The 25,505-nt window shown below is 66.3% G+C and carries 16 protein-coding genes, 1 other RNA gene and 1 riboswitch; of the genes, 6 read left to right on the top strand and 11 right to left on the bottom strand.

Annotated elements, in window-relative coordinates:
- Window positions 1–150: 150 nt before the first annotated feature.
- Together ACD584_RS11540 and ACD584_RS11535 are read right to left on the bottom strand one after the other, a co-directional pair.
- Window positions 151–1,878, bottom strand: a complete 1,728-nt coding sequence (locus ACD584_RS11540) for a PQQ-binding-like beta-propeller repeat protein (RefSeq protein WP_175611457.1) — start codon at window positions 1,876–1,878, stop codon at window positions 151–153.
- 786 nt (window positions 1,879–2,664) lie between these two features.
- Window positions 2,665–3,204, bottom strand: a complete 540-nt coding sequence (locus tag ACD584_RS11535; protein ID WP_012439617.1) for a gluconokinase — start codon at window positions 3,202–3,204, stop codon at window positions 2,665–2,667.
- Window positions 3,205–3,362: 158 nt separating this feature from the next.
- Between ACD584_RS11535 and ACD584_RS11530 the strand changes: the two genes are divergently transcribed.
- The 3 genes from ACD584_RS11530 (at window position 3,363) to ACD584_RS11520 (ending at window position 11,342) form a co-directional block, all read left to right on the top strand.
- On the top strand, window positions 3,363–4,745 hold the full coding sequence (locus ACD584_RS11530; protein ID WP_068574250.1) for an MFS transporter: 1,383 nt from the start codon (window positions 3,363–3,365) through the stop codon (window positions 4,743–4,745).
- Window positions 4,746–4,789: 44 nt separating this feature from the next.
- Window positions 4,790–7,144 carry a GH36-type glycosyl hydrolase domain-containing protein gene (locus ACD584_RS11525; protein ID WP_175611783.1) on the top strand — a complete coding sequence of 785 codons (2,355 nt, stop codon included), beginning with the start codon at window positions 4,790–4,792 and terminating at the stop codon, window positions 7,142–7,144.
- A gap of 754 nt (window positions 7,145–7,898) precedes the next feature.
- Complete coding sequence (locus ACD584_RS11520; RefSeq protein ID WP_076035739.1) at window positions 7,899–11,342, top strand: PAS domain-containing hybrid sensor histidine kinase/response regulator; 3,444 nt, start codon at window positions 7,899–7,901, stop codon at window positions 11,340–11,342.
- An 845-nt stretch (window positions 11,343–12,187) separates the two neighbouring features.
- Here the strand turns inward: ACD584_RS11520 and ACD584_RS11515 are convergent.
- The 4 genes from ACD584_RS11515 to ACD584_RS11500 all read right to left on the bottom strand — a co-directional run bounded on the left by ACD584_RS11515 (window position 12,188) and on the right by ACD584_RS11500 (window position 16,697).
- Entirely contained in the window at window positions 12,188–12,769 is a 582-nt protein-coding gene (locus tag ACD584_RS11515; protein ID WP_011039144.1) for a manganese efflux pump MntP family protein, read from the bottom strand.
- A 4-nt stretch (window positions 12,770–12,773) separates the two neighbouring features.
- Window positions 12,774–12,945, bottom strand: a riboswitch (yybP-ykoY riboswitch).
- Window positions 12,946–13,060: 115 nt separating this feature from the next.
- Window positions 13,061–14,581, bottom strand: a complete 1,521-nt coding sequence (locus ACD584_RS11510; protein WP_228437983.1) for a S41 family peptidase — start codon at window positions 14,579–14,581, stop codon at window positions 13,061–13,063.
- Between the two features lie 81 nt (window positions 14,582–14,662).
- Window positions 14,663–15,826: an AraC family transcriptional regulator gene (locus ACD584_RS11505; protein WP_175611784.1), complete on the bottom strand. Its 1,164-nt coding sequence runs from the start codon at window positions 15,824–15,826 to the stop codon at window positions 14,663–14,665.
- 121 nt (window positions 15,827–15,947) lie between these two features.
- Entirely contained in the window at window positions 15,948–16,697 is a 750-nt protein-coding gene (locus tag ACD584_RS11500) for an IclR family transcriptional regulator (protein WP_011039141.1), read from the bottom strand.
- Window positions 16,698–16,876: 179 nt separating this feature from the next.
- On the opposite strand from ACD584_RS11500, the gene fucP reads away from it, so the two are divergent.
- Together fucP and ACD584_RS11490 are read left to right on the top strand one after the other, a co-directional pair.
- Window positions 16,877–18,175: an L-fucose:H+ symporter permease gene (fucP, locus tag ACD584_RS11495; protein WP_076035741.1), complete on the top strand. Its 1,299-nt coding sequence runs from the start codon at window positions 16,877–16,879 to the stop codon at window positions 18,173–18,175.
- The gene (locus ACD584_RS11490) at window positions 18,172–18,540 is read left to right on the top strand and encodes an L-fucose mutarotase (protein ID WP_076035742.1); all 369 of its coding nucleotides are present in this window, start codon (window positions 18,172–18,174) and stop codon (window positions 18,538–18,540) included. Before fucP ends, ACD584_RS11490 begins: the two co-directional genes overlap by 4 nt.
- A gap of 1,179 nt (window positions 18,541–19,719) precedes the next feature.
- Here the strand turns inward: ACD584_RS11490 and ACD584_RS11485 are convergent.
- Window positions 19,720–21,045 carry an L-fuconate dehydratase gene (locus ACD584_RS11485; RefSeq protein ID WP_076035743.1) on the bottom strand — a complete coding sequence of 442 codons (1,326 nt, stop codon included), beginning with the start codon at window positions 21,043–21,045 and terminating at the stop codon, window positions 19,720–19,722.
- Window positions 21,046–21,282: 237 nt separating this feature from the next.
- Here ACD584_RS11485 and ACD584_RS11480 point away from each other — a divergent pair.
- A non-coding RNA gene (locus tag ACD584_RS11480) (sX9 sRNA) lies at window positions 21,283–21,357 on the top strand.
- Window positions 21,358–21,676: 319 nt separating this feature from the next.
- On the opposite strand, the gene ACD584_RS11475 is transcribed toward ACD584_RS11480, so the two are convergent.
- The 4 genes from ACD584_RS11475 to ACD584_RS11460 form a co-directional block, all read right to left on the bottom strand.
- Window positions 21,677–22,534, bottom strand: coding sequence for a fumarylacetoacetate hydrolase family protein (locus tag ACD584_RS11475; RefSeq protein WP_076035744.1), 858 nt, complete (start codon window positions 22,532–22,534; stop codon window positions 21,677–21,679).
- A gap of 168 nt (window positions 22,535–22,702) precedes the next feature.
- On the bottom strand, window positions 22,703–23,473 hold the full coding sequence (locus tag ACD584_RS11470; protein ID WP_175611458.1) for an SDR family oxidoreductase: 771 nt from the start codon (window positions 23,471–23,473) through the stop codon (window positions 22,703–22,705).
- Entirely contained in the window at window positions 23,470–24,342 is an 873-nt protein-coding gene (locus tag ACD584_RS11465; protein WP_076035746.1) for an amidohydrolase, read from the bottom strand. Before ACD584_RS11465 ends, ACD584_RS11470 begins: the two co-directional genes overlap by 4 nt.
- Window positions 24,339–25,346 carry an aldo/keto reductase gene (locus ACD584_RS11460; RefSeq protein WP_040942071.1) on the bottom strand — a complete coding sequence of 336 codons (1,008 nt, stop codon included), beginning with the start codon at window positions 25,344–25,346 and terminating at the stop codon, window positions 24,339–24,341. The genes ACD584_RS11465 and ACD584_RS11460 overlap by 4 nt, the downstream gene beginning before the upstream one ends.
- Window positions 25,347–25,505 lie beyond the last annotated feature (159 nt).

The raw sequence follows: 25,505 nt of genomic DNA, 5'->3' as shown, positions 1-25,505 counted from the left end.
GGACGTGCAGCAATGAGGGCGCCGATCAAGTGCACATGCACATCAGATGTGGCCCGTCGCTTGGCGCCACACACAACGACGCCACCCGAAGGTGGCGTCGTTGTTTTGCTGTCACTGCGCGTCATTCAACGCAGCGCACGTACTTGCCGGTTACTTGGCCGCGCCTCTCTCTGGCACGAACTTGATCAGCTGGTTGCTGGTGGCGGCGGTGCCGAAGTTGAAGCGGCCATAGCCCGCGCCCCAGTACAGCGCGCCATCGACCACTGCCGGCGAACTGATCACCGAACCGGTGGCGTTGTAGTTCCACAACGTGGCGCCGGTGTCGGTATCCAGGGCGACCATGTTGCCGGCCATCGAACCGGCGTACAGCAGGTTCGGCGACACGGTCAGCGAGCCCTGACCACCGGCCGGCACGTTCGGGTTGACGCTGTTCACGCCGGGCACCTTGACCTGCCACTTGATCTTGCCGGTGGCCGCATCCAGCGCCGCCCACGAGCCGCCGTTGTGGCTGACGGTGTTGTCCGGCCCCAGGGTGTAGGTAGCGTTGGAGCTGTTATTGATGGCCACATAGACCTGCGACTTGTACGGGTCGAACGCGGTGCCCCACTCGACGCCGCCGGTGGTGCCGCCCGGGCCCACCTGCGTGGACCACACCTTGGCGCCAGTCCTGGCGTCGAAGGCCCAGTAAATGCCGCTCTTCTGGCCGGCGCCGACCAACTGCTGCGGCTTGCCGTCGCGCCAGACGGTGAACAGCTGTACGCCGGCGCCACCGAAGTCGTAGTCAGGCCCGGTCAGGTTGGTGGCCTGCGTGTTCGGGCACAGCCCATTGGTGGGCGCCACGATGCAGGACAGGTTCCAGGCGTCGTAGCCCTGCGCGCGGTCGGCCCAGGCCAGCTTGCCGGTGTCCAGGTTCAAGGCGACCACCGAGTCGACGTAGTTGTCCGGCGCCATGCAGTTCAACTCATCCTGCACGGTGAGTTCGCTGCCGAGGTAGGAGCGCGCATTGGAGACGCAATTGCCCACGCCAGCGGGGATGTTGTAGTTGTTGCCGGTGCCGAAATACAGGCGGCGGCTGATCGGATCGATTGCCACCTGGCCCCACACCGATGCGCCGGTATAGCCCTCGGGCACGTTGTAGAACTGCCACACCTTCTTGCCGGTGTTCAGATCCAGTGCCACCACGCTGCCGCGGAAGCTGAAGGTGTGGTTGGCGGCCAGGTTGCCCCAGTCACCCGAGGAAATACCTACGTAGATACGGTTGCCGTAGATCACCGGCGAAGAAGTGATGCGTGCCTGCGGATTGGATTCGGCCACGCTGCTCCACAGCAACTTGCCGGTCTTCTTGTCGATTGCCATCACCGTACCGGAGGCCTGGTCGCCAACGATGATGCTCTTGCCGCTGATGGCTGGGGTATTGCGGGTCACCGAGTTGGCGTTGCCGGTGTAGTCGGACAGCTTGGCCTGCCAGTTCGGCTTGCCGCTCTGCGTGTCCACGCTATACAGCGTGCCGCCCCAGTCGGGCACGTACAGCGTGCCGCCTTCTACGCTCGGCGTCGCCGAGATATCGCCAGTGGTGGTCAAGGTCCACGCCGGCTTGAGGGTCGGGGCGGTGGTGCGATTGATCTTCCATTCGCCAGGCGCGAAGCGGCTGTTGAAATAACCGCCACCGGCGGTAGGCCAATTATTTGGGCTGGCAAACGGAAGATTGCTGCCAAAGGAACGCCAGACCTGGCCGGACGCTGCAAAGGCGCGGGTATCCAGGGAGGACACCGACGGTGGGACGGTTGTGCCGGACTGGGCGAAAGCCACTGCGCTGGCGAGCAGGCAGGGGATGAGCGTCAAACTGCGAAACCGCAAGCGGCGAAGAGAATTGGTCATCACGGCGTGTCCATTGGTGAAGGAAAGCGCTGAATCCCCCCGGATCTGCGTGGTGAAGATCGCCGATTGCGATGACCGTGCAACCCATCGGTGGCGCCGTGTTCATGTCGCGGTCGGGTCTGGTTGTGTCTGGTAGTACCAGCTTGGAAAAATTCTGTTCAGCGCGTTCGTTATTCGCACAAATACTGATGATGCATCACGATCTGCGCGGGCTGCGATAGACAAAATGATTCAATCGGACGATCACGCAAACCCCTGTAAAACAGCGGTCTACTGAAAGTAACCTGGCCACGTTGCGCATCCTGTGTGACGCCTGGCACACGCGTGAGCTGCCCTGTATCGCGGCATCTGCAGACCACCAATACGCCGCGCTTCAAGCGGCTCGATGCGTTCAATCCTTTAGCGGTGCAACGCGCTGCGTGTGCGCCGGTCACGGTGGGGTTCGATGCGTGCACCGATTACGTATTGGCGCATGCCCCCGGATATGCGAGGGCGCGTTGAGTTGGATGGCGTGGAAGCAGCCAGCTGCGCATCGTCGCCGAACGCGAACGCGATGGTGCCGTTTGCTGCAAAGTGCCGTGCGCCGCAGCGTCAGCAGCGCGTTCTGCGGCAGCAATTTCTATCGTATCCGCAAGTTGAAGCTACATGCTGTGCGGCGGACCCCACGAGCTGCCACGCATCACGCCGTCACCGCACCTGAGTTGGCGCTGCAGCGGCGTTATCGCACGCACGCCGCCGTGCACGCAGGCGAACCAACGGAGCCACTACCGCTGCAACGCGTTTGCGTTACTCCAATGCCAGCTGCGCGATCGCGTCCTGCACCACCTCCGGCACGGTGGCATCCACGTCCACCGATACCACGTCGGCTTCGTCCAGCGGCAGTTCCAGCGTCTGCAGCTGGCTGTCGAGCAGGCTCGGCGGCATGAAATGGCCCGCACGCGCGCTCAGGCGTGCGGCGATCACGTGTGGCGCGGCATGCAGGAACACAAAGCGCATCGGAACCCCGCTGCGACGCAGCAATTGGCGGTGCGTGCCGCGCAATCCGGAGAACGCCAGCACCACCGATTCACCGCTCTGCACACAGTCGCGCAAGGTCGCCGACAGCAGCTCCACCCAGGGCAGCCGCATCGCATCGGTGAGCGGTTGCCCGGATGCCATCTGCGCGCGCGCGGCCACGCTGTGATAGTCGTCGGCATCGAGAAAACGGAAGCCGTAGTGCGTGGCCAGGGCCTGCGCAATGGTGGTCTTGCCGCTGCCCGAAACGCCCATCACCACGATGGCCAGGGGCGAAGCGGACGCGGGCGTGGCAGCTGCTGCAGTCTCCATCACGTCAGGTTATATCTCCGGATCGATTCGGCATGTTGCCGGATTTCACGTTGGCGGCAGGCCGATGCGTGGTGTAGCGTCGGCGCTCCTTGCCAGGTGAGCGGTCCAGCAGCGTAACGGGGCGCTCCGCCGGGTTCAACGCATCCGAAGGTCTGTCGATGACGTCATCGCCTGCAACGCCTCCGCCGTTGGCGCCACTGCGCCTGCGCGAAAAACTCGGTTACGGTGCCGGCGATCTGGGCCTGAATCTGTACTGGGCCAACATTTCCGCGTTCCTGCTGATCTTCTACACCGACACCATGCACCTACCGGCCGCGGCCGTGGGCACGATGATCCTGCTCACCAAGATCGCCGATGCGATCGCCGACCCGGCGATGGGCGCGCTGGCCGACCGCACGCGCAGCCGCTGGGGCAAGTTCCGCCCGTATCTGTTGTGGGGCGCCGTCCCGATGGCGGTGACCGGCGTGCTCGCCTACACCACGCCGGCGCTGGATCAGAACGGGCGCATGTGGTGGGCCACGATCAGCTTCCTGGTGATGATGCTGGCCTACACGGTGGTGAGCATTCCGTACTCGGCGTTGTCGGGCGTGATCACCGCCGACAGCAACCAGCGCACCAGTCTGATCAGCCTGCGCTTCATCGCCGCCTTTGCCGGCACCACGCTGGTCAATTACTGCACGATGGATCTGGTGAAGTGGTTCGGCGGCGGCAACGATGCGCTGGGCTGGCAACGCACGATGATGCTGTACGGCGCGGTGGCGGTGGCGTTGTTCGTCACCGTGGCGCTGACCACGCGCGAACGTGTGCAGCCACCGCCGCAGCAGCGCTCGCCGATCCGCCAGGACATCGCCGACCTGCTGCACAACCGCCCGTGGTGTGTGCTGTTCGTGCTGTCGTTGATCATCATGATCACCATCGTGATGCGCGGCGGCGCCGGCGTGTACTACCTCAAGTATTACGTGCAGCGCCCGGAGCTCACCGGGTTGTTTCTGGGTGGCTATTCGGTGTCGCTGGCGGTGGGTGCGGCAATCACGCCGCTGCTGACGCGTCACTGGGACAAGCGAACGCTGATGACTGCGCTGATGGCCGTCGTGGGCCTGCTCAGCTGCCTGATGTTCTTCATCCCCGCCGACATGGTGTGGGCGATCTTCGCCTTGAACATGCTGATCGGCGTGGCGCTGGGGCCGAAATCGCCATTGGCGTTCTCGATGTATGCCGACAGCGCCGACTACACCGAATGGAGCACCGGGCGGCGTGCCACCGCGATGACCTTTGCCGCGGCCACGTTCTCGCAAAAGCTTGGCGGCGCGCTGGCCTCGGCCGGCATCGCCTGGGTGCTGGCCGGCATGGGCTATGTCGCCAACAGCGCGCAGTCGCAAGCGTCGTTGACCGGCATCGTGCTGCTGTTGACGGTGATCCCCGGCGTGGTGGCCTTGCTGGCCGCCTGGACCATGCGTTTTTACCCGCTGGACGACGGCCTGCTACGCCGCATCCAGCTTGAACTGGCCGCGCGCAAGCGCGACGAACCGGAGCACTCCTGACCGTGTCTGCAGCTTCCCCCGCACCCGACGATCTCGCCACGTTGATGGCGCCCAGCACCGACGGCATGCGCTATGCGCTCTACAGCCCCACCGCCATGCCCACGGCCGGCGGCTTCCTGTGGAACCGCCGCATGATGGTGCAGCTCACCTGCCGCGGTTACGCCACCGCGCAATTCATGCAGCCGGAGCCGGCCAAGTACGCGCATGCGCCGCTGCTGGAAGCGCGCAATTTCATGATGCCGGAGCAGCCGTACTACGCGCATCATCCCGGGCGCTTCTTCTACCTCAAGGACGAAGACACCGGCGCGCTGTATTCGGTGCCGCATGAACCGGTGCGTGCGCCGGCGGAAGCGTTCGAGTTTTCCGCCGGCAAGCACGATGTGCGCTGGCGGGTGCGCCACGACGGCATCGTGGTGGAGCTGTGCGTGTCGTTGCCCACCGACGATGCGGTGGAGTTGTGGGAATGCCGCGTGCACAACCAGTCCGGGCGTACGCGGCGGCTCAGCCTGTATCCGTATTTCCCGATCGGCTACATGTCGTGGATGCACCAGAGCGGCGGTTACTCGCCGGAGCTGGGTGGCATTGTCTGCCGCAGCGTGACGCCGTATCAAAAGGTGGATGACTACTTCCGTCAGCGCGATTTCAAGGACTGCACGTTCTTGCTGCATGAGCAGCCGCCGGTGGCCTGGGACGCGCAGCAGATGGCGTTCGAAGGCGAGGGTGGGTTGCATGCACCGTCGGCGGTGCAGGCCGAGCAGTTAGGCAACCACGACGCGCATTACGAAAACCCCGCCGCGGCGCTGCAGTACCGGCTCAGCCTGGAGCCGGATGCGGCAACGGTGTATCGCTTTGCGTTCGGCCCGGCCAAGGACGATGCGGAGATTGCGGCCCTGCGTGCGCGGTACCTGTCGGCCGAAGGCTTCGCCGCTGCCGCACAGGACTACGCGCAGTATCTGCAGGCCGGGCGCGGCTGCGTGCAGATCGCCACGCCCGATGCGGCGTTGGACAACCTGGTCAATCACTGGCTGCCGCGCCAGGTGTTCTATCACGGCGACGTCAATCGCCTCACCACCGATCCGCAGACGCGCAACTATCTGCAGGACCACATGGGCATGGCCTATCTGCAGCCGGCCACCGCGCGCGCGGCGTTGCTGCATGCGTTGTCGCAGCAGGAGCCCAGCGGTGCGATGCCGGACGGCATCCTGCTGGTGGAAGGCGCCGAGCTCAAATACATCAACCAGGTGCCGCATACCGACCACTGCGTGTGGCTGCCGATCTTCCTGGATGCGTATCTGGCCGAAACCGGCGATGTGGCGGTGTTGGATGCGGTGGTGCGCACGCACGACGGGCAGGCGCTCAGCGTGGCCGAGCGGCTGGACGCAGCGATGCAATGGCTGCTGGATGCGCGCGACGCACGCGGGCTGAGCTTCATCGCGCAAGGCGATTGGAACGACCCGATGAACATGGTGGGCTGGCGCGGCGTGGGGGTGTCCGGCTGGCTGACCGTGGCCACGGCCTATGCGCTGCGGCTGTGGTCCGGGATCTGCGCCGCTAACGGGCGCAGCGCGCAGGCAACGCAGTTCGGCCAGGCGGTGGAGGAGGTCAACGCTGCCGCCAACCGCGAGCTGTGGGACGGCCACTGGTATGCGCGCGGCATCACCGATGATGGCGTGCGCTTCGGCATCGCCGACGATGAAGAAGGCCGTATCTATCTCAATCCACAGAGCTGGGCGCTGCTGGCCGGGACCGCCGATGCCGAACAACGCACGGCACTGCTGGACGCGGTGCGCGAGCAACTGCATACCCCGTACGGGCCGGTGATGCTGGCGCCGGCGTACACGCACATGCGCGACGACGTGGGCCGCCTGACCCAGAAATGGCCGGGCGCCGCGGAGAACGGTGCGGTCTACAACCACGCGGTGGCGTTCTATCTCTACAGCCTGTACCAGATCGGCGACGCCGATCGTGCCTGGGAGATCCTGCGCGCCATGTTGCCGGGCCCGGACATGGCCGATGCGCTGCAACGCGGGCATCTGCCGGTGTCGCTGCCCAATTACTACCGCGGTGCCTGGCACCAGTATCCGCGTACCGCCGGGCGTTCCAGCCAGCTCTTCAACACCGGCACGGTGGCCTGGGTGTACCGCTGCGTGCTCGAGGGCCTGTTCGGGCTGGTGGGTGACGGCGATGCACTGGCGGTGCGCCCGCAGCTGCCCTCGCACTGGCCGCAGGCGCAGGTGACCCGGCAGTTCCGCGGCGCGCAGTTCGAGGTGGCCCTGACCCGCGAGCCAGGCCGCACCCAGCTGGAAGTGCAGGTGGATGGCGTGGTCAGCCCGGACCAGCGCGTGCACGGCATCGTCGCCGGACGCACCTACCAGCTCCAGGTACGGCTGCCGGGCTAGGCGCCCGGTGACGGTGGAGCGTTTGACGGTGCAGCGTTGGGGCGACGTGCGCGATGGGGTTCCTGGTGAGGCCCATCGCTGGTAAAGCCCATCGCGCGCGAGCGCGCTCCTACGGGAGCGGGCCAGCGGACGTTGGCCAGATCGTTCCTGTGCGGATGGGCGCCATCGGCCGGGCCGTCCCGTTAAACGCCAACGGATAGGCCACGCGGGTTTCGATACGCACGCGGGTTTCGATACGACAGCACCTACGGTTCTCGATGCCCCCCGCAGGCCGCCACCAGCCAGTCGCCACGATCACAACGCCCTGTAGGAGCGCGCTTGCGCGCGATGAAGCTGTCCCGATACGCCGAACGCATAGCGCCGGCTCACCGCGGCTGTTAGTTCCCCAGGGCACGCACGTCCGGCAAAGCGCCTCACCTAGCAGCTCTAGCTACGGTCCAGCTGCAGCTGCTTGCCCGGCCTAATTGCACCGGTAACGGCGCAGCGTGGGCGCGAGGAGCACGATGGGCGTCCCGGTAAAGCCCATCGCGCGCGAGCGCGCTCCTACGAGAGCTGGCGGACGCCGGCCAGTGCCCTGCGCGGATAACCGGCATCCACCGCCATAGCCATCACCCTCCACCGCGCCCCAGCCAGCCGCTCTTGCGATTCCCGACTCCCCATTCCCCATTCCCCATTCCCGATTCCCGATTCCCGATTCCCGATTCCCGACCCCACTGCGTAAACTCCCCCCTCGCATTCCCGCCTAGGAAGCCCGTTGGTCTCGAGCTGGATACTGCTGCTGGTCTCGCTGGGATATGCCGCGCTGCTGTTCGGGGTGGCGTGGTGGGGCGATCACCGCCCGCTGTACCCGGAGCGGCCGTGGCTGCGGCCGGCGGTGTACAGCTTGGCGCTGGCGGTGTACTGCTCGTCGTGGACCTTCTACGGCGCCGTGGGCTCGGCGGTGCGCAACGGCATCGGCTACCTGCCGATCTACCTGGGCCCGCTGCTGTTGCTGCTGTTTGGCTGGCGCATCATCGAGCGGCTGGCGCTGATCGCGCGCGCCGAAAACACCGTCTCCATCGCCGACTTCATTTCCTCGCGTTATGGCCGCTCACGGCGGCTGGCGGCGCTGGTGGCGGTAATCGCGCTGGTCGGCATCGTTCCCTACCTGGCCCTGCAGTACAAAGCGGTGGCGATGAGCCTGGAAGTGCTCACCGGCCACAGCAGCGCCGGGCGCGGCATCTTTGCCGATCCGGCGCTATACGTGGCGCTGCTGATGGCGTTGTTCGCCACCTTGTTCGGCACCCGCCAGGTGGATGCCACCGAGCATCACCACGGCATGATGCTGGCGATTGCGCTGGAGTCGGTGATCAAGCTGGTGGCGATCGTGGCGGTGGGCGTGTTCGCCTGGCTGTGGCTGGGTGATCACCAGCTGCACATCGCCGATTCGGCGCGCACACTGTTCCAGCACACGCCATCGGTAGGCTTCATCTCGCAGACCTTGCTCAGCTTCCTGGCCGTGGTGTGCCTGCCGCGGCAGTTCCATGTGGCGGTGGTGGAATGCAGCGATGTCGGCGACATCCGCCGCGCGCGCTGGCTGTTCGGCGCCTACCTGGTGATCATCTCGGCGATGGTGGTGCCCATCGCCTCGGCCGGTGTGGCCTTGTTCGGCCAGGACAGCTCGGTGGTGGACGATGCGGTGGTGCTGGCGCTGCCGCTGAGCCAGGGCAACACCGTGCTGGCACTGGTGGCCTACGTGGGCGGGTTCTCTGCGGCCACCGGCATGGTGATCGTGGCCAGCATCGCGCTGGCCACCATGGTCAGCAACGACCTGGTGATGCCGGTGCTGTTGCGCCGGCGCAGCAGTGCCGATGCGCGCGCCACCGTGGCCTCGCGGGTGTTGTGGATCCGCCGGGTGGCGATCCTGTTGCTGGCGTTGGTCGCCTACGGCTACCACCGCAGCGTGGCCAACGACACCACGCTGGCCGCCTACGGGTTGATGGCGTTCGCGGCGGTGGCGCAGTTCGCGCCGGGCGTGATCGGCGGGCTGTACTGGCGCGGCGCCAGCCGCAAGGGCGTGGAGACCGGCATGGTGCTGGGCTTCATGACCTGGATCTACACGCTGCTGCTGCCGGCGGCCACGCGCGCCGGCTGGCTGCAGCCGGAGTGGCTGGTGGATGGCCCGTTCGGCATCGGCTGGCTTCAGCCGCAGCAACTGTTCGGCATGAGCGGCTGGGACCCGCTGGCGCATGGCACGTTCTGGTCGCTGCTGATCAATACCGGCACCATGATGGTGGTGTCGGCGCGCTGGCGGCCCGGTGTGGACGAGCGCCTGCGCGCAGCGCCGTTCCTGGACCCGTATTCGCAGCGGCCAGCGGTGGCCGGCGAATGGCCTGGCCACGTGCATGTGGCCGACCTGCAGGCGCTGGCCGAGCGCGTGGTGGGCGAGCGGCATGCGCATCGTGCGTTTCTGGATCAGGCGCAGTTGCTGGAACGCGAGCTGCAGCCCACCGCCGTGGCCGACCGCGCCTGGGTGCAGTTCACCGAGCGCCTGCTGGCCGCGTCCATTGGCGCCGCGTCCGCGCGCCTGGTGCTGACCAGTCTGCTGCGTGGCTCGGGCATGGAGCTGGGCGAGGTGGTGGCGGTGCTCGACGAGGCCGGCCAGGAGTTGCGCTTCAATCGCGAAATTCTCTCCACCACGTTGGAGAACATCAGCGCCGCAGTCAGCGTGGTCGACCCGGACATGCGCCTGACCGCGTGGAATCGCCGCTACCAGCAGCTGTTCGGCTACCCCGACGGCATGCTCTACGTCGGCCGCCCGGTGGCGGACCTGATCCGCTACAACGCCGAGCGCGGCGAGCTGGGCGAGGGCGATATCGAAGACCAGATCGACCGCCGCATCCGCCACATGCGCGCCGGCTCGCCGCACGTGTTCGAGCGCACCCGCAGCGACGGCAAGGTGATCGAAATGCGTGGCCAGGCGCTGCCCGGCGGCGGCTACGTCACCAGCTACAACGACATCACCGACTACAAGCGCGCTGAGCGCGCGCTGCTGGACGCCAACGAAAACCTGGAGCAACGCGTGGCCGACCGCTCGCGCGAGGCCGAGCTGGCGCAGCAGTCCAAGACGCGCTTTCTGGCGGCGATCAGCCACGACGTGTTGCAGCCGCTCAACGCCGCGCGGCTGTTTGCTTCGGCATTGCGCGAGAGCCACCAGAACAACGAAGAGCAGCGCCACCTGGCCGAGCGCGTGGATGCCTCGCTGCGTGCAGCCGAAGAGTTGCTGGACGGCCTGCTCGACGTCTCGCGGCTGGATGCCGGCGGCTTGCGGCCCACGGTCGAAGACTTCGATGCCAGTGCCTTGATGCACGAGCTGGCCGCGCAGTACGCACCGGTGGCGGCCAGCCGCGGGCTGCGGCTGCAGGTGCACGCCCGCGCGCTGTGGGTGCGCAGCGACCGCCGCCTGCTGCGCCGGGTGATGCAGAACTTTCTGGCCAACGCGCTGCGCTACACCCGCCAGGGCCGCATCGTGCTGGGCATGCGCGGGCGCGGCGCGCAGGTGGAGCTGCAGGTGTGGGACACCGGCCCGGGCATTCCCGAGCACCACATGCGGCAGATCTTCGAGGAATTCCGCCGCTACCAGCAGCCGTTCGACTGGGGCGAGCAGGGGCTGGGGCTGGGCCTGTCGATCTGCCAGCGCATCTCGCGCCTGCTCGATCACGACCTGAGCGCGCGTAGCCAGGTCGGCCAGGGCAGCATGTTCTCGATCCTGCTGCCGCGTGTGGACGCGGTGCCGGCCGAACCGGTGCCGGTGCTGGCGGTGCGCCCGCAGGCCAGCGGCGATTCGCTGGCCGGGCTGCGGGTGCTGTGCGTGGACAACGACCGCGAGATTCTGGACGGCATGCGCGCGCTGCTCGGCCGCTGGCAGGTGGAGGTGATCACCGCCAGCACCGTGGACCAGGCGCTGGAGCGTGCCCGCGAGCGCCCGGACGTGATGCTGGTGGACTACCACCTGCACGACCGCCTCGACGGCCTGGACACCCTGGACGCCTTGCAGGCCGCCGCCGTGGACCCGATCGCCGGCGCACTGCTCACCGCCGACGGCCGCGACGAACTCAAGCAACTGGCGCGCCAACGCGGCTACCGTCTGCTCACCAAACCGGTCAAACCGGCGTCATTGCGCGCGTTCTTGAGTGCGTATCACGACACCATGCGGTGACGTGCGCCAGTTGTGGCTTGACCGCGCTGCTTATAAAACACGCAGCACCGTAGGAGCGCGCTCGCGCGCGATGAAGCGTTACCGAGGACGCCACATCACCGGGACTGCCCCATCGCGCGCGAGCGCGCTCCTACGAGTGAGTCGCGCCCTGATCCAGGAGCCTGTGCGCAGGCAACGGTCCGCTGATGTCGCCGTGCGCATTCTTGAGCGCCCATCGCGACAAGATGCGTTGATGCACGGCGGCATCTTTGATGCACCACGCTGCTTACAGAACATCCAACACCGTAGGAGCGCGCTCGCGCGCGATGAAGCGTTACCGAGAACGCCACATCACCGGGAACGCCCCATCGCGCGCGAGCGCGCTCCTGCCAGTGCCCAGGCCGGTACCGGTGTCTGCCCGCAGGCAATTTTCCACTGATCTCGACGCGCGCGCCCCTGAGTGCCTATTGCGCATGATCCGCTGATACGCGGGGGTTTATAGATGCACCATCCTGCTTACAGCAGACGCAAATTCCGTAGGAGCGCGCTTGCGCGCGATGAAGCTTTACCGAGAACGCCACATCACCGGGAACGCCCCATCGCGCGCGAGCACGCTCCTACCAGTGCCCGGGCCGATATAAAGTCTGCGCGCAGGTAGCAGTCCGCTGATCTCGACGTGCGCACGTCTTAAGTGCGTATCACGACATGATGCGTTGATACGCGGAGGCCTGACTCGATCGCGCTGCTTGCAGACCACACACTCGGTAGGAGCGCGCTCGCGCGCGATGAAGCGTTACCGAGAACGCCACATCACCGATAATGCCCCATCGCGCGCAAGCGCGCTCCTACCACGGCAATCACGCTGCTCACGCCGCGCCGCTGAGGTGTTCGTACAGGATGGTGCTGCCGATGAGGATCAGGATCACGCCGCCCAGGATCTCCGCACGCTTGCCGATCAGCGCGCCCAGTGCACGGCCGAGCATCACGCCGGCGGTGACCATGCTCAACGTGCACAGCCCGACCACGGCCGCCACCACGCCGATGTGCACATCCAGAAACGCCAGGCTCACGCCCACCGCCATCGCATCGATGCTGGTGGCAAAGCCGGTGGCGGCCAGTGCCAGCAAGCCATAGCGCTTGGGTGTATCGCGCAGTGCCTCATCCACCTCGGACTCGTTGCGCAGCCCGGCCACGATCATGTGCGCTCCCAGCGCGCCGAGCAGGCCGAAGGCGATCCAGTGATCGAAGGCGGCGAGGTAATCGGAGGCCGCGCGTCCGAGCATCCAGCCGATCACCGGGGTGATGGCTTCGATGCAACCGAACACCAACCCGGCACGCACGGCATCACGCCAGCGCGGCCGCCGCATCGCCGCGCCCTTGCCGATGGCCGCGGCAAACGCGTCGGTGGACATCGCAAAACCAAGCAACACGATAGAGAGCGGAGACATCGACAACCTCGGGTTGGGCACGATCACAACGGCATGCGCCCGCGCCCAACCATCGTTGTGCACGCATGCCGCTGGTCTCGCCAAACCAAGAGTGGTTGCCCGCACCACGGCGCAACGGCCGAGTATGTTGATGCGGGCGCTTCCATCGACTGGAAGCAGGCTACTCCCCAAGGGGGCGCGCAGTGTACCAACGTGCGCCACGGATCAGCGCGTTTTGCCTGCACGCGAAGGTCGGTCTGATCTTTATAGCCGAAGCTATGTGGCAGCACTGCGGAAGGCGACTGACCCGGCTCACGCACCGGGCAGCAACGCGGTGACCGCCGCCATTTCCGCATCGGTACCGTGCTGCAGATCCGCAGCGCTTGGCCGCACGGTGATGTCGGGCAGCACGCCGCGATCCGGTTGTGCGGTCAAAGGGAACTGGCCCACCAGCGGCAGGTCCACTTCGATGTGGGAGTTGGGCAGCTGCACGAAGAAGAACGCGCTGCCATTGATGCCACGCAGATTGCCACCGGTGGGTTGCCCGACCAGCGTGGCCAGCCCATTGGCTTGCACGCGTTGGGCGAATTCGAACGTGGCCGAGCTGTTCTCGGCGCCGATCAGCACGAACACCTTGCCGGCGAAATGCGGCGCGCGCGGCGCGATCTGCGTTGACGTCTTGGTAGATGCATCGTCGCTGGCCGCGTCATGCAGTGTGTAGAAGCGTGCATCGTCAGCGTCTTCAACCGCCCGCGCGCCCCAATCGCGAAAGGAGGTGTCCCAGGTGGTGACAAACGGTGCCAGCGACGCGGGCAGGCGGCGGTAGCGCACCCGCTTGCGCATCGGCGGCACACCGAGCGCACGCGCGGACAGATATCCCTGCAGCATACTGCCCACATCAAGCCCGCCTTCGTTACCACGCAGGTCGATCACCAGCGCGGGGACCTTGCGCGCGGCCAGGGTGGAAAAACCCTGCGCCAGAAATCCGCGCCAGTCCCACTGGCTGTCGTACAAGGCCCAATCGGGCATGCGCAGGATCGCCAGCCGCGCGTCTGGCATTTCCAGGCGCCATGCCGGCGCGGTGCTGTCGCGCGGTTGGATCGGCGTCATTGCCCGCCGTTGCGCCGCCGTCAGGCTGTGCACCTGCAACGTGCGCAGTGCGCCACCCCCAGGCCCGCGCACGCGCAGCAGCGGTTCGGCGCTGATCTGCGGAAACAGCAGCGGCAGGTAGGCATCGAACGCCTCGATGCGCGCGAAGCCCTGCACCTCCATCTGCGCGATGCGCTTGGCGTCGTTGCTGCCGTCCGCGCGTGCCACGCTCATCAGGGCCGACAGGATCTGCGCGGCGGGCACGCCGTCGATCGCCAGCACCTCGGTGCCGGGGACCAGCGATCGCTGGTTCGAGCCGTTGCGGCTGATCACCATGCGCCCGTCCAGCCAGCGGAAGTAGAACGGCAGATGGCGGTCGTGGTCGAACAGCGCGTGCTGGATCGCCTCGGGTTGATTGACGAAGTTGGGGAAGCTGTGGCCGCAGCGCACGCTGGCGGTCAGGCGGGAGATCGCCAGATAGGCGTGGGCCAGGGTGGCGCCCTGGCCGAGTTCGGCGCGCAGCGCTGCAAAGCGTTGCGCCACCGCCTGCTCGCTGGAATACCGATACAGCCCGGGATGCAGCGCAGCGTAGGCCTGCTCCAGCACCGCGATGTCGGCAAGCAGGGCGGGGCCGGGCAGGACGCTATCACTGCGCACCGGTGGCGCAGGGGCTGCAATGGTGGCGCCAGCCGGCTGCCAGCTCAGCAGTGCCACGACCAACAACAGGCGTAGGCGACGGGACATGGCGACTCCTTGATAGGGAGCCCCCAGCCTGCTGATCGCTGCTGCACCAGACGACTCAACGGCCCAATTGCGCGTTGATTTTCAGGCGATGGGACGTTGCGAGCGGCGGTAGTCGCTGGGCGTGCACTGCAGGCTGGCGCGGAACACGCGGTTGAAGCTGGCCTTGGAGCCGAAGCCGACCGCCAGTGCGATGGTGAGGATGTCCTGGTCGCCGGCAAGCAGACGCCGCGCCTCGGCAATCCGCAGCCCATTGATGAACCCGCTGAAGGTCTGCCCCAGCCCCTCGTTGAGGCCGCGCGAGAGGTAGTTGCTGTTGGTGCCCATGCGCCGCGCCAGCTCCGGCAGGCTCAGGTCCGGCTCGCGCCACCAACCATGTGCATCGACCTCGGCCGCAATGCGCGCGCCAAACGCGTGCCAGTCTTTTTCCTGGGTCGCGCTGACCACTGCCAGCCCCGCCGGGGCGCTGGCGTGCTCCGGCAGCGGAACGGCGGGTGGCGCGGACCCTGCACGTGCCGGCGCATCGCCGCTCAGCAGGAGATCGCGGCGCGGATACCGGGCCCGCGCATGGCGCCAGCCTTCCAGGCCCAGGTAATAGACCACTGCCACGGTGGCCAGGTAGCGCGGAAATTCGTCGAAGTACGACAGCCGGTGCCACCAGCGGTCGCTGACCGTGAAGCCGAGCCGCAACAGCAGCAGCGCGCTGGCCGCCAGCAGGAAGCCGCGCAGCCACGGCAGGCGTAGTTCCTCGCGCGCGCCGCTGTGATGCTCCAGCCAGCGTTGATAGCTCAGATATTCGCGCCAGGCCATCAGCAGATACACGCCGAGCGAGAGCAGCACCAGCGCGTCCTGCAGCGGCGTAACCCAGGGCCGCTGCACGGCGGCGTCCCAGGCCCATTTGCGCTGCAGCGGCCAGGTGAACAGCCAGGCGTAGTAGCCGCCCTGCAGCAGTGCCGGCAGCAAGTGCAGCGCCCACCGGCGTGGCAGATGCGCGCGCGCCAACTGGCGCACATAGAGCCAGACCAGCGGGCCAATCGCCAGCTCCCAGAACAAAGGGGCGTAGGTCAGGTCGGGATAGGCGTCGTAGGCACCGGCGTAGCCGAGCGTATAAGGCGTGATCAGCGCCACCACCACCAGCAGCAGGGCGGCCAGACAGCGGTTGGCAATGCGGTTGCGCGGCGCCCAGAGCAGCAGGCCCGCGCCGATCACGCCGTGTGCGCTGCCAAGCAGCAGGCTGGTGCTCCACATCCCGAAACTGATGCTGGACATGTCATCCCGCTGTGCCGATCGCGCCGAGTATAGGCCCGCGTCCGCGGCGCGGTGCATCAGGTGCGTGCAGCCATCTCCGCAGCCTCGCAACAACGGTGTGTCAATGCAGCCCGGCCGAGATCTCGGCAGTTGCCGCACGCAGCGCGCTCAATGCGGCCTGCGGGCCGACCAGCTCCGGGCGGCGTTCGATGAAGGGCACGGTGAGCGTGTAGGTGGCACTGCCGCGCTGCAGGATCGGTGCGGTGAGGTCCACCACGCCCACCACCGCCTCGCTGGCGTGCATCGCGTAGCCGGCCTGGCGGGTTTGCTCGGCATCGCGCAGGAACTGCGCGCGGTTGTAGGGCACGTCGCTGGCGTCCAGCTGCTCCAGCCAGCGGGTCTGCACCTCCGGCTGCTGAAAGGCGAACAGCACCAGGCCCGAGGTGGAATGGGCGAGCGGGCGGCGATGCCCGGGCCGCACCACCAGGCCCAGGTCACTGGGCACGTCCATCTGCGCGATCACCACAATCTGGTCGCCGGAGGGCGCCACCAAATGGCAGGGCTGGAAGATCGCATCGGCCAGCCGGCGCATCACCGGCAGCGCGGCATCGGTGATGGTCTGCACCTGCGGCTGCTGCATGCCGAGCATGAACAACCGGTTGGTCAGCACGTAGTCGCCTTCGCCATCGCGGGTGAGGTAGCCGCGCTCTTCCAGCACCTGCAGCATGCGGAAGATCTCCCCGCGCGAACGGCCGATGCCCTGCGAGATCGCGCCCATGCTCATGGGCTGCGCCTGGCGCGCCAGCAGCTCCAGGATGTCCAGGCCCTTGTCCAGGGCGGGGGCACGGTACTTGGCGGGTTCGATGCTCATCCGTTTGCAACTCCAGGCACGATGCGGCGCGTCAGGGTACAGGCATCGGCTGGAGGCTCGCCAACGCCACTCGGTGCAAATATAAACAAAGTTTTTATATTTGCATGCCACTGCGGCGCGCAGTACGCTCGCCTGCACAATTTGCGCAAGCGCCACAGCCTTGGGAGGGGAGAGGTCGCATGCATTACAGCGATACCGCCGCGTCACCGCGCGGCAACCTGGCGCGTACCGCCGTGGTGCCCCTGTTGTTGATCGTCAGCCTGTTTTTTCTATGGGGCATGGCGAACAACCTCAACGACATCCTGATCAAGCAGTTCAAGAAGGCCTTCGAACTGTCCGACCTGCAGGCCGGGCTGGTGCAAAGCGCCTTCTACCTGGGCTATTTCGTGTTCGCGATGCCGGCGGCGATGTTCATGCGCCGCTACAGCTACAAGGCGGCGGTGGTGCTGGGCCTGCTGCTGTATGCCTGCGGCGCGTTCCTGTTCTATCCGGCCGCGCAGGTGCACACCTACTGGCTGTTCCTGCTGGCGTTGTTCGTGATCGCCAGCGGCCTGGCGTTTCTGGAAACCACCGCCAATCCGCTGGTCACCGTGCTGGGCCCAGCCGACGGCGCGGCGCGGCGGCTCAATCTTGCGCAGGCCTTCAATCCGCTGGGCTCGATCACCGGCGTGCTGGTGGGCCAGCATTTCATTTTCTCCGGCGTGGAGCACACCCCAGCCGAACTGGCGGCGATGGCGCCGGCCGCGCGCGAGGCCTTCTTTGCCACCGAATCCTCAGCCGTGCAGATGCCCTATCTGATCATCGGCGTCGTGGTGGTGCTATGGGCGATCCTGATCGCGCTGGTGCGCTTCCCGACCGGCGATGCCGGCGTGGGCGCGGCGGCCCCCAAGCGTGCCAAGTTCGGCGAATTGCTGCATAACCGGCTGTTCGTGTTTTCGGTGGTGGCGCAGTTCTTCTACGTGGGCGCGCAGGTCGGCATCTGGAGTTACTTGATCCGCTACCTGCAGGATGCGGTGCCGGGTACACCGGAAAAAAGCGCGGCCACCTATCTGACCATCTCGCTGGTGCTGTTCATGGCCGGGCGCTTTATCGGCACCGCACTGCTGCGCTATCTGGCGCCGGCCAAGTTGCTGGCCAGCTTTGCCACGATCAATCTGCTGCTGTGTGCAGTCGCGATCGCGTTGCCCGGCTGGACTGGCCTGTATGCGCTGGTTGCGGCCAGCGTGTTCATGTCGGTGATGTTCCCGACCATCTTCGCGCTGGGCCTGGATGGCATGCACGATGACGCACGCAAGCTGGGGTCTTCGTTGCTGGTGATGGCCATCATTGGTGGCGCCTTGCTCACTGCGCTCATGGGTGCGGTGTCGGACATGGCCGGCATCCATTGGGCGATGGTGGTGCCCGGCGTGTGCTTCGGCGTGATCCTGCTGTTCGCGTTGCGTGCCCGTCGCGCTGCGCCTGTGGTGGCGGGGGCATGAGCATGCAGCGGCTGTGCTATGTGCTGGATCTGCACGACGATGCGGCGTTGATTGCGCAGTACGAGCGTTGGCATCGGCCGAGCGAGGTGTGGCCGGAGGTGGTGGCGTCGTTGCAGCAGGCCGGGATCGCGGAGCTGGAGATCTTTCGCAGCGGTGACCGCTTGGTGATGTTGATGACGGTCGGTGAGGACTACGATCCGGCGGCCAAGGCCGCACGTGATGCGGGGGATCCGCGCATCCAGGCATGGGAGGAGCTGATGTGGCGGTTTCAGAAAGCCTTGCCTGGGAGTGCGCCTGGGGAGAAGTGGCGGGAGGCTGGGCGGATTTTTGCGTTGAGTGAGGCGGTGAGTGTGCAGCAGGGTTGAGTGCTGTTGATTCTAAGGCGTTGCCGATTTCTTGATCGGAATTTCAGCGCTTTGGTCCAATGTGATCTTGCTTGGCCGCAGTGTTTTTGCGCTTGCGCTGACTGGAACTCTTGCCCTTGAATGGGGTGGGCACCTTTTCGCTTTACTTGACACCCTTTCTCTGAACTCGCGTTCGGAAGTTCAAGGGCTTTCACGCCCTCTCGGGCGCGAGTCACTTTTCTTTGCTTGTGCAAAGAAAAGTAACCAAAAGAAAGCACACCCCGTCCTCGCGCCCGGCGCGCTGCGCGCGACGGGTGCGCAAGCCCGGCAGAAATTTTTGTAAGGGACATCCATGTCCCTTACAAAAACGTCGCGCATCCATGCGCGCCGCCCTGCGGGTTGTATCTGCCAGCCTTGCCGCTGCGGTATGGGGCCCCGGAAGCGGAATGGCAAAGCAAGAGCAACAGCGAAAGCCAAAGCCAAAGCGAGTGAGCGAGTGAGAGCGAGACTCAGCGCAACATTCGGAGCCACGCTCGAAGCAAAAAAAGTCGGTGCAGCAAGCAGTGCAGCAGTGCCAAAGCAACAATAGCCAAGCAATAACGACGGCTCAGTTGGGGGGCGAGGGCAGTAGGTTCTCGCCGGTTGCTGGTGCGCGGTCGCGTCGATCGCCGGAAGCGCGGATGGGTAAGCGATACCAGGTGCCAGAAGGTCTGTACATCAACGTCAGTTTCCCGACCCGGTTTGCCAAGGCGCTGAAGAACAGCGCGAAGAAGGCGGTCACGTTGCGTGGTGACGCTTGCGCGATGTGCCTGGCCTGTCCTGGACTTGTTGTCGTGTTGCCTTGTTGCTTCGGTGCTGACGTTGCGCACCGAAGATACGTTTCTTGCTGTGGCGGTCGCAGTGCCGGCCGCGCCTCTTGGGCAGCCGATCGGCGTGGAGCTGTTGTGGAATGCTGCGCGTTGTCGCCGCTCGCCGCTTTGGAGGTGCGTGACTCCACACCTGCATACTGTGTAGGCATAGAGCAGCGCCCTCGCACCACCCAACTGTGTTTGTCAACGCACCGCTCGGTCCACGCGCGGGGTCCACTGCAAACCAACGAGAAACGGCTTCAGTCGCGATCAGGCTCAGCGAAAACTGCCTGTCGCTATTGAAGCCGTTATTGCACCGCGCACTGCTGCACACGCGGTGCGTTGACGCTGCTTATGCCTTCGCCTTGCTGGCTGCCAGGTCTTCGACCCAGAAGCGGCCGTCGGGGTAGCTGAATTCTGCGATCGAGGCGGGGTGCATTTCCGCCGAGAAGCCGGGCACCTCTGGAGCGAGGTAGCGGCCGTGCTGGATGCGTACCGGGTCCAGGAAGTGCTGGTGCAGGTGGTCGACGAATTCGATGGCGCGGTCTTCCATCTTGCCGGTGATCGCGACGAAGTCGGCCATCGCCAGGTGCTGCACCAGTTCGCACAGGCCCACGCCGCCGGCGTGCGGGAACACGCGCACGCCGAACTTGGCGGCCAGCAGCAGGATGGCGAGGTTTTCGTTGACGCCGCCCACGCGCGCGGCATCGATCTGGATCAGGTCTACCGCGCCGGCCTGCAGCAGCTGCTTGAACACCACCCGGTTCTGGGTGTGCTCGCCGGTGGAGACCGGCACCGGGGTGATGCCCTGGCGAATGGCGGCATGGCCCAGCACGTCGTCCGGGCTGGTGGGTTCTTCGATCCAGGCGATGTCGAATTCGGCCAGCTGGCGCATCCAGTCGATTGCCGGGCCCACGTCCCAGCGCTGGTTGGCGTCCACCGCCATCGCGATGTCCGGGCCGATCGCGGCGCGCGCCAAGCGGCAGCGACGGATATCGTCCTGCACGTTGGCGCCGACCTTGAGCTTGATGGTGCGGAAGCCATCGGCCACCGCTTCCTTGGCCAGGCGCACCAGCTTTTCATCCGAATAGCCGAGCCAGCCGGGCGAGGTGGTGTAGGCCGGATAGCCCTGTTCGATCAGCGTGGCGATGCGTGCTACACGCTGCGGTTGTGCATCGCGCAGGAGGGCCAGCGCTTCGTCGCGGGTGAGGGCGTCGCTGAGGTAGCGGAAGTCGATGGTGTCCACCAACTGCTCGGGCGTGAGCTCGGCAATGAAGCGCCACAGCGGCTTGTTGGCGGCGCGCGCGGCCAGGTCCCAGGCGGCGTTGATCACCGCGCCGATCGCCATGTGCATCACGCCCTTTTCCGGGCCCAGCCAGCGCAGCTGCGAATCGTTGGTGAGGCGGCGTGCGAACGCGCCTAGGTCCGCGATCACTTCGTCCACCGACAGGCCAACCACGTGCTCGGCCAAAGCGGCCACGGCGGCGGTCTGCACGTCGTTGCCGCGGCCGATGGTGAACACCAGGCCGTAACCGGCCAGGTCTTCCGCACCGTCGGTGCGCAGCACCACATAGGCGGCCGAGTAATCCGGATCGGGATTCATCGCGTCCGACCCATCGAGCTCGCGCGAGGTGGGGAAGCGGACGTCGTGGGTCTCGAGGGCGATGATGGTGCGCATGGAAGTCCTGGGCGATGGAAACGGGGAATAGGAAAATGGGTTGAAAAAACGTGAGCGAAGCGGTGCGCTTGAGCCCCTCTCCCCTCGGGAGAGGGGTTGGGGTGAGGGTACGGACGCAAAGCGCCGGAGATACTGAAGCGCTGCAATGACCATGCGCTTGCAACGCAGATCAGTAAGAGCAGCTATCAAAACTACTGCGCAGCCGCCAGGCGGGCGCGGCCGGTGCTCGGAATCGGCATGTACCCACGTACATTCCGGTTCCTCCGCGCCGTCCGCACCCACCTGACGACTGCTCGCTACGTTTTGTTAGCCGCTCTAAATCAACTTCCTGACTCACTGCGCGTCGGTATCGACGCGCTGCGACGCTTGGAAGTTCAACGCCCTCGCACCCCGCATATAAAAATTTGCGCATGACGCATCGACACACGTGCCGACATGTCAGGCCTAACAACAAAGACACATTGCGACGAACTGCTTGGATACGTCGCTACGTACCCTCACCCCAACCCCTCTCCCGCGGGGAGAGGGGCTTGAGTTGCATCGCGCGGATGCATCATTACCTGTCTTGACTGCAAGCTCGCTCCCAGGGGACCAGCATCCCGGGAAGGGAGAGGGAAGGCTTTAGACAGCTTCAGGCCGCATCACGCGGATGGGCCACCACTGGCTGACGCTGGCGACCCAGGCCTTCGATCTCCAGCTCCATCACGTCGCCCGGCTTGAGGTACACCGGCGGCTTCTGGCCCAGGCCCACGCCCGGCGGGGTGCCGGTGCTGATCACATCGCCCGGCATCAGCGTCATGTAGCGGCTGATGTGGCTGACCAGTTCGGCCACGCCGAATACCATCGTGCGGGTGCTGCCGTGCTGGTAGCGGTGGCCGTTGACCTCCAGCCACATCGACAGGTTCTGCGGGTCGGCGATCTCATCGCGCGTCACCAACCACGGGCCGATCGGGCCGAAGGTGTCTGCGCTCTTGCCCTTGACCCACTGGCCACCGTGTTCGAGCTGGAATTCGCGTTCGGACAGATCGTTGATCACCGCGTAGCCGGCCACGTGGTTCAGCGCCTCGTCCACCGAGACATCGCGCGCCACATCGCCAATCACCACGCCCAGCTCCACTTCCCAGTCGCTCTTCACCGAGCCGCGCGGGATGATCACGGTGTCGTTGGGGCCGCACACCGCGGTGGTGGCTTTCATGAAAAGAATCGGCATCTTGGGCACTTCCATGCCCGATTCGGCGGCGTGGTCGGCGTAGTTCAGGCCAACGCAGATGAACTTGCCGATCTGGCCAACCGCCGCGCCGTAGCGCTGCTCGCCTTCGATCAGCGGCAGCGATGCGACATCCAGCGCGCGCAACGTGTCCAGACCGGCGTTGGTGATGTGCTCACCGGCCACATCGCTGATCACGCCGCTCAGGTCGCGGAGCTTGCCGTCGCTGTCGATCAGGCCGGGACGTTCGTGGCCGGGGGCGCCTACGCGTACGAGTTTCATGCAGTCTTCCTTTGCAGATGAGGAATGGAGCGGCTAGCAAACCTAGCGCGCGTGCATCGGGTGGATAAGGACGGGGTGCTCAAATCAAGTCGGACGCGCGATACAGACCGCATCTGGCACTGGCCGCGTCCACGATGTGGTGAGCGGCACCTTGATGCGTTGCCGCGCTCAGTTGGACCAGCCGCCGTCGATGATGTGGGTCTGGCCGGTGGTGAATGACGATTCGTCCGAGGCCAGGTACACCACCAGCTGCGCGATCTCGCGCGGGTCGCCCAGGCGGCCCATCGGCTGGCGGTCGGTGAAGCTCTTCCACACCGCCTGCTCGTCGCCGCCGAGTGCTTGCACGCGCTGGCCCAGCGACGGCGTCTTGATGGTGCCAGGGCAGATCGCATTGCAGCGCACGCCCTGGGCCACGTAATCGGCGGCGATCGCCTTGCTCAGGCCGATCACTGCGGCCTTGGTCACGCCGTAGACGAAGCGGTTCGGCACGCCCTTGATGCTGGAAGCCACCGAGGACATGTTGATGATGCTGCCGCGGCCGCGCTCCAGCATGCCCGGCAGCACCGCCTTGCAGGTGTAGTACATCGCATCGACATTGATCGAGAACGAGCGGCGCCAGGCCGGCTCGTCGCAGTCCAGAATGCTGCCCTGATGCACGTAGCCGGCGCAGTTGAACAACACATCGAACGGGCCGTGCGCCGCGACCAGCGCAGTGATCGCCGCCGCGTCGGTGACATCCAGCAACTGGGTAGTGATGGCGTCGGATTCGGCGGCCAGCGCCTTCAGCGCGGCGGCGTCGATGTCGGTGGCGATCACGTGCGCACCGGCGCGTGCGCAGGCCAGCGCGCTTTCGCGGCCTATGCCGGCGCCGGCGGCGGTGATCAGGCAGCGCTTGCCCTGCAGGCGGGTGTTGGGCGTCGTGGGAATGGAGACTGTCATACCGATAAGGTTCCGTGGGTGGGGGCCGCCGGCCGTGGCAGACGATAGAACGTGCGTGCGTTGTCGCCGAACACCGCCGCGGCGTGGCCGTCGGCGTACTGCTGTACCAGCTGCTGTGCGATCTGCAGCCACTGTGCGTAGTCCGCGCGCTGGGTCAGCACCGGCCAGTCGCTACCCCACAGCACACGTTGCCCGCCGAAGCGTGCGAACAGATGCGCCACATAGGGCTCGAGCGTTTGCGCGGTGGCGCCGCGCGCCGCTTCGGTGAGCAGGCCGGAGAGTTTGCAGTGCACGCCGGGATGCTGCGCCAGCGCCGCGATGCCGGCGGCCCAGGCAACGAATTCGCCGGCGGCAATCGCCGGTTTGCCGCCATGGTCGACGACCACGCGCAGGCCGGGATGACGCTGCAGGCGCGCCTGCAACGCGGGCACGTGCGCGGCGCGGATCAAGGCATCGAATGCCACGTCGTGCGCGATCAGTGCGTCGAAGGCGGCATCCAGCGCGGGGCTGGCCAGCCACTGCACATCGGCAATGTCCTGCACCATCGGGCGCAGGCCCTTGAGCAGGCCACCGCCGGCGCGCACCAATGCGCCGATCCGCGCCGGTGCATCGGGCGCGGCAAAATCCACCCAGCCCACCACGCCGGCGATGCGCGGGGTGTCGCGCGCCAGCTCGAACAGGTAGCAGGTTTCCGCCTCGGTGGCGGCGGCCTGCACCACCACCACGCTGTCGACATCGGCCGCATCCAGCGCGGCGCTCACATCGTCCGGACCGAAGTCGCGGTACAGCGCACTCAGCTCCGGCGTAAGCCAGTCGTAATCGCCACGGCCCAGGTGCCAGAAATGCAGGTGCGCATCGACCCGGCTCATGGCGTGGGCAACGCCGCGTCGAGCAGGCCGTCGTCGCGCAGCCGCTGCCACAGTGCGGCCGGCACCGTCGCCTGCAGGCGCGCACTGGCCGACTGCACTTCGGCCACGCTACGCATGCCTGCCACCACCGTGATCACCGCCGGATGCGCCAGCGGGAACTGCAACGCGGCCGCACCGATATCCACGCCGAACGCGGCGCAGGCGGCGTACAGGCGCTGCGCATGGTCCAGCGTGGCTGCATCCACCGGCGCGTAGTTATAGGTTGCGCCAGGGCCGCGCGCATCGCTCAGCAGGCCCGAGCTGTATGGGCCAGCCGACAGGATCGCCACGTTGCGTTGCTGCGCCTGGTCCAGCAGCGCGCGTGCGCCGTGCTGTTCCAGCAGGGTGTAGCGGCCGGCCAGCATCACGCAGTCGAGCGGAAACCGTGGCAGCACCTCCAGTGCCACGTCCTGCTCGTTGACGCCCAGCCCGATCGCCCCGCACGCACCGGCCGCCTTCAGTTCCGCCATCGCCGGCAAGGCCTCCTCCAAGGCCTGGCGCAGCACGTTGGCGTGGTTGTCGCCGTGGGTCAGCGCACCGATGTCGTGCAGCAACAGCACATCGATGTAGTCGGTGCCCAGGCGTTCCAGGCTGGAGGCGAACGCGCGCCGCACGCCATCGGCGCTGTAGTCGAACTCGGCGCGCCGGCCCGCCACCGCAAAGCCGTCGCGCCCGGCAACGGCCGTTGCGTCGTCATAAACGCAGCGGCCCACCTTGGTCGACAGCGTGTAGTCCGCGCGCGGCACGCCGGCCAGCCCACGGCCCAGGCGCGCCTCGCTCAGCCCGTAGCCGTAGTAGGGCGCGGTATCGAAATGGCGGATGCCGGCCTCGAACGCGCCCGTCACCGCGGCCAGCGCGTCGCCCTCGTCGACTGCGCTGTACAGATTGCCGATCGGCGCCGCGCCAAAGCCCAGTGCCGACAACTGCACCGCAGTGCTGCCCACACGCTGGCGCGGCACATTCATGCCGGCCACCGGGTGCGCAGGGCGCGGGCGGCAAGGGGGCGCACGTGATCGGCACAGCGGTAATGCGACATCGGGGACATCCAGCAGCCGGTGGGGCCGGGCTGTTCGCATATGAATATCGCAATCATAAGTAAACAGGGCACGCTGCAGTGCAGCATA

This window comes from Xanthomonas sp. NCPPB 2922, from assembly GCF_041520885.1.
Classification (GTDB): Bacteria; Pseudomonadota; Gammaproteobacteria; order Xanthomonadales; family Xanthomonadaceae; genus Xanthomonas; species Xanthomonas campestris.
This window is presented reverse-complemented; position numbering and strand designations above follow the sequence as displayed.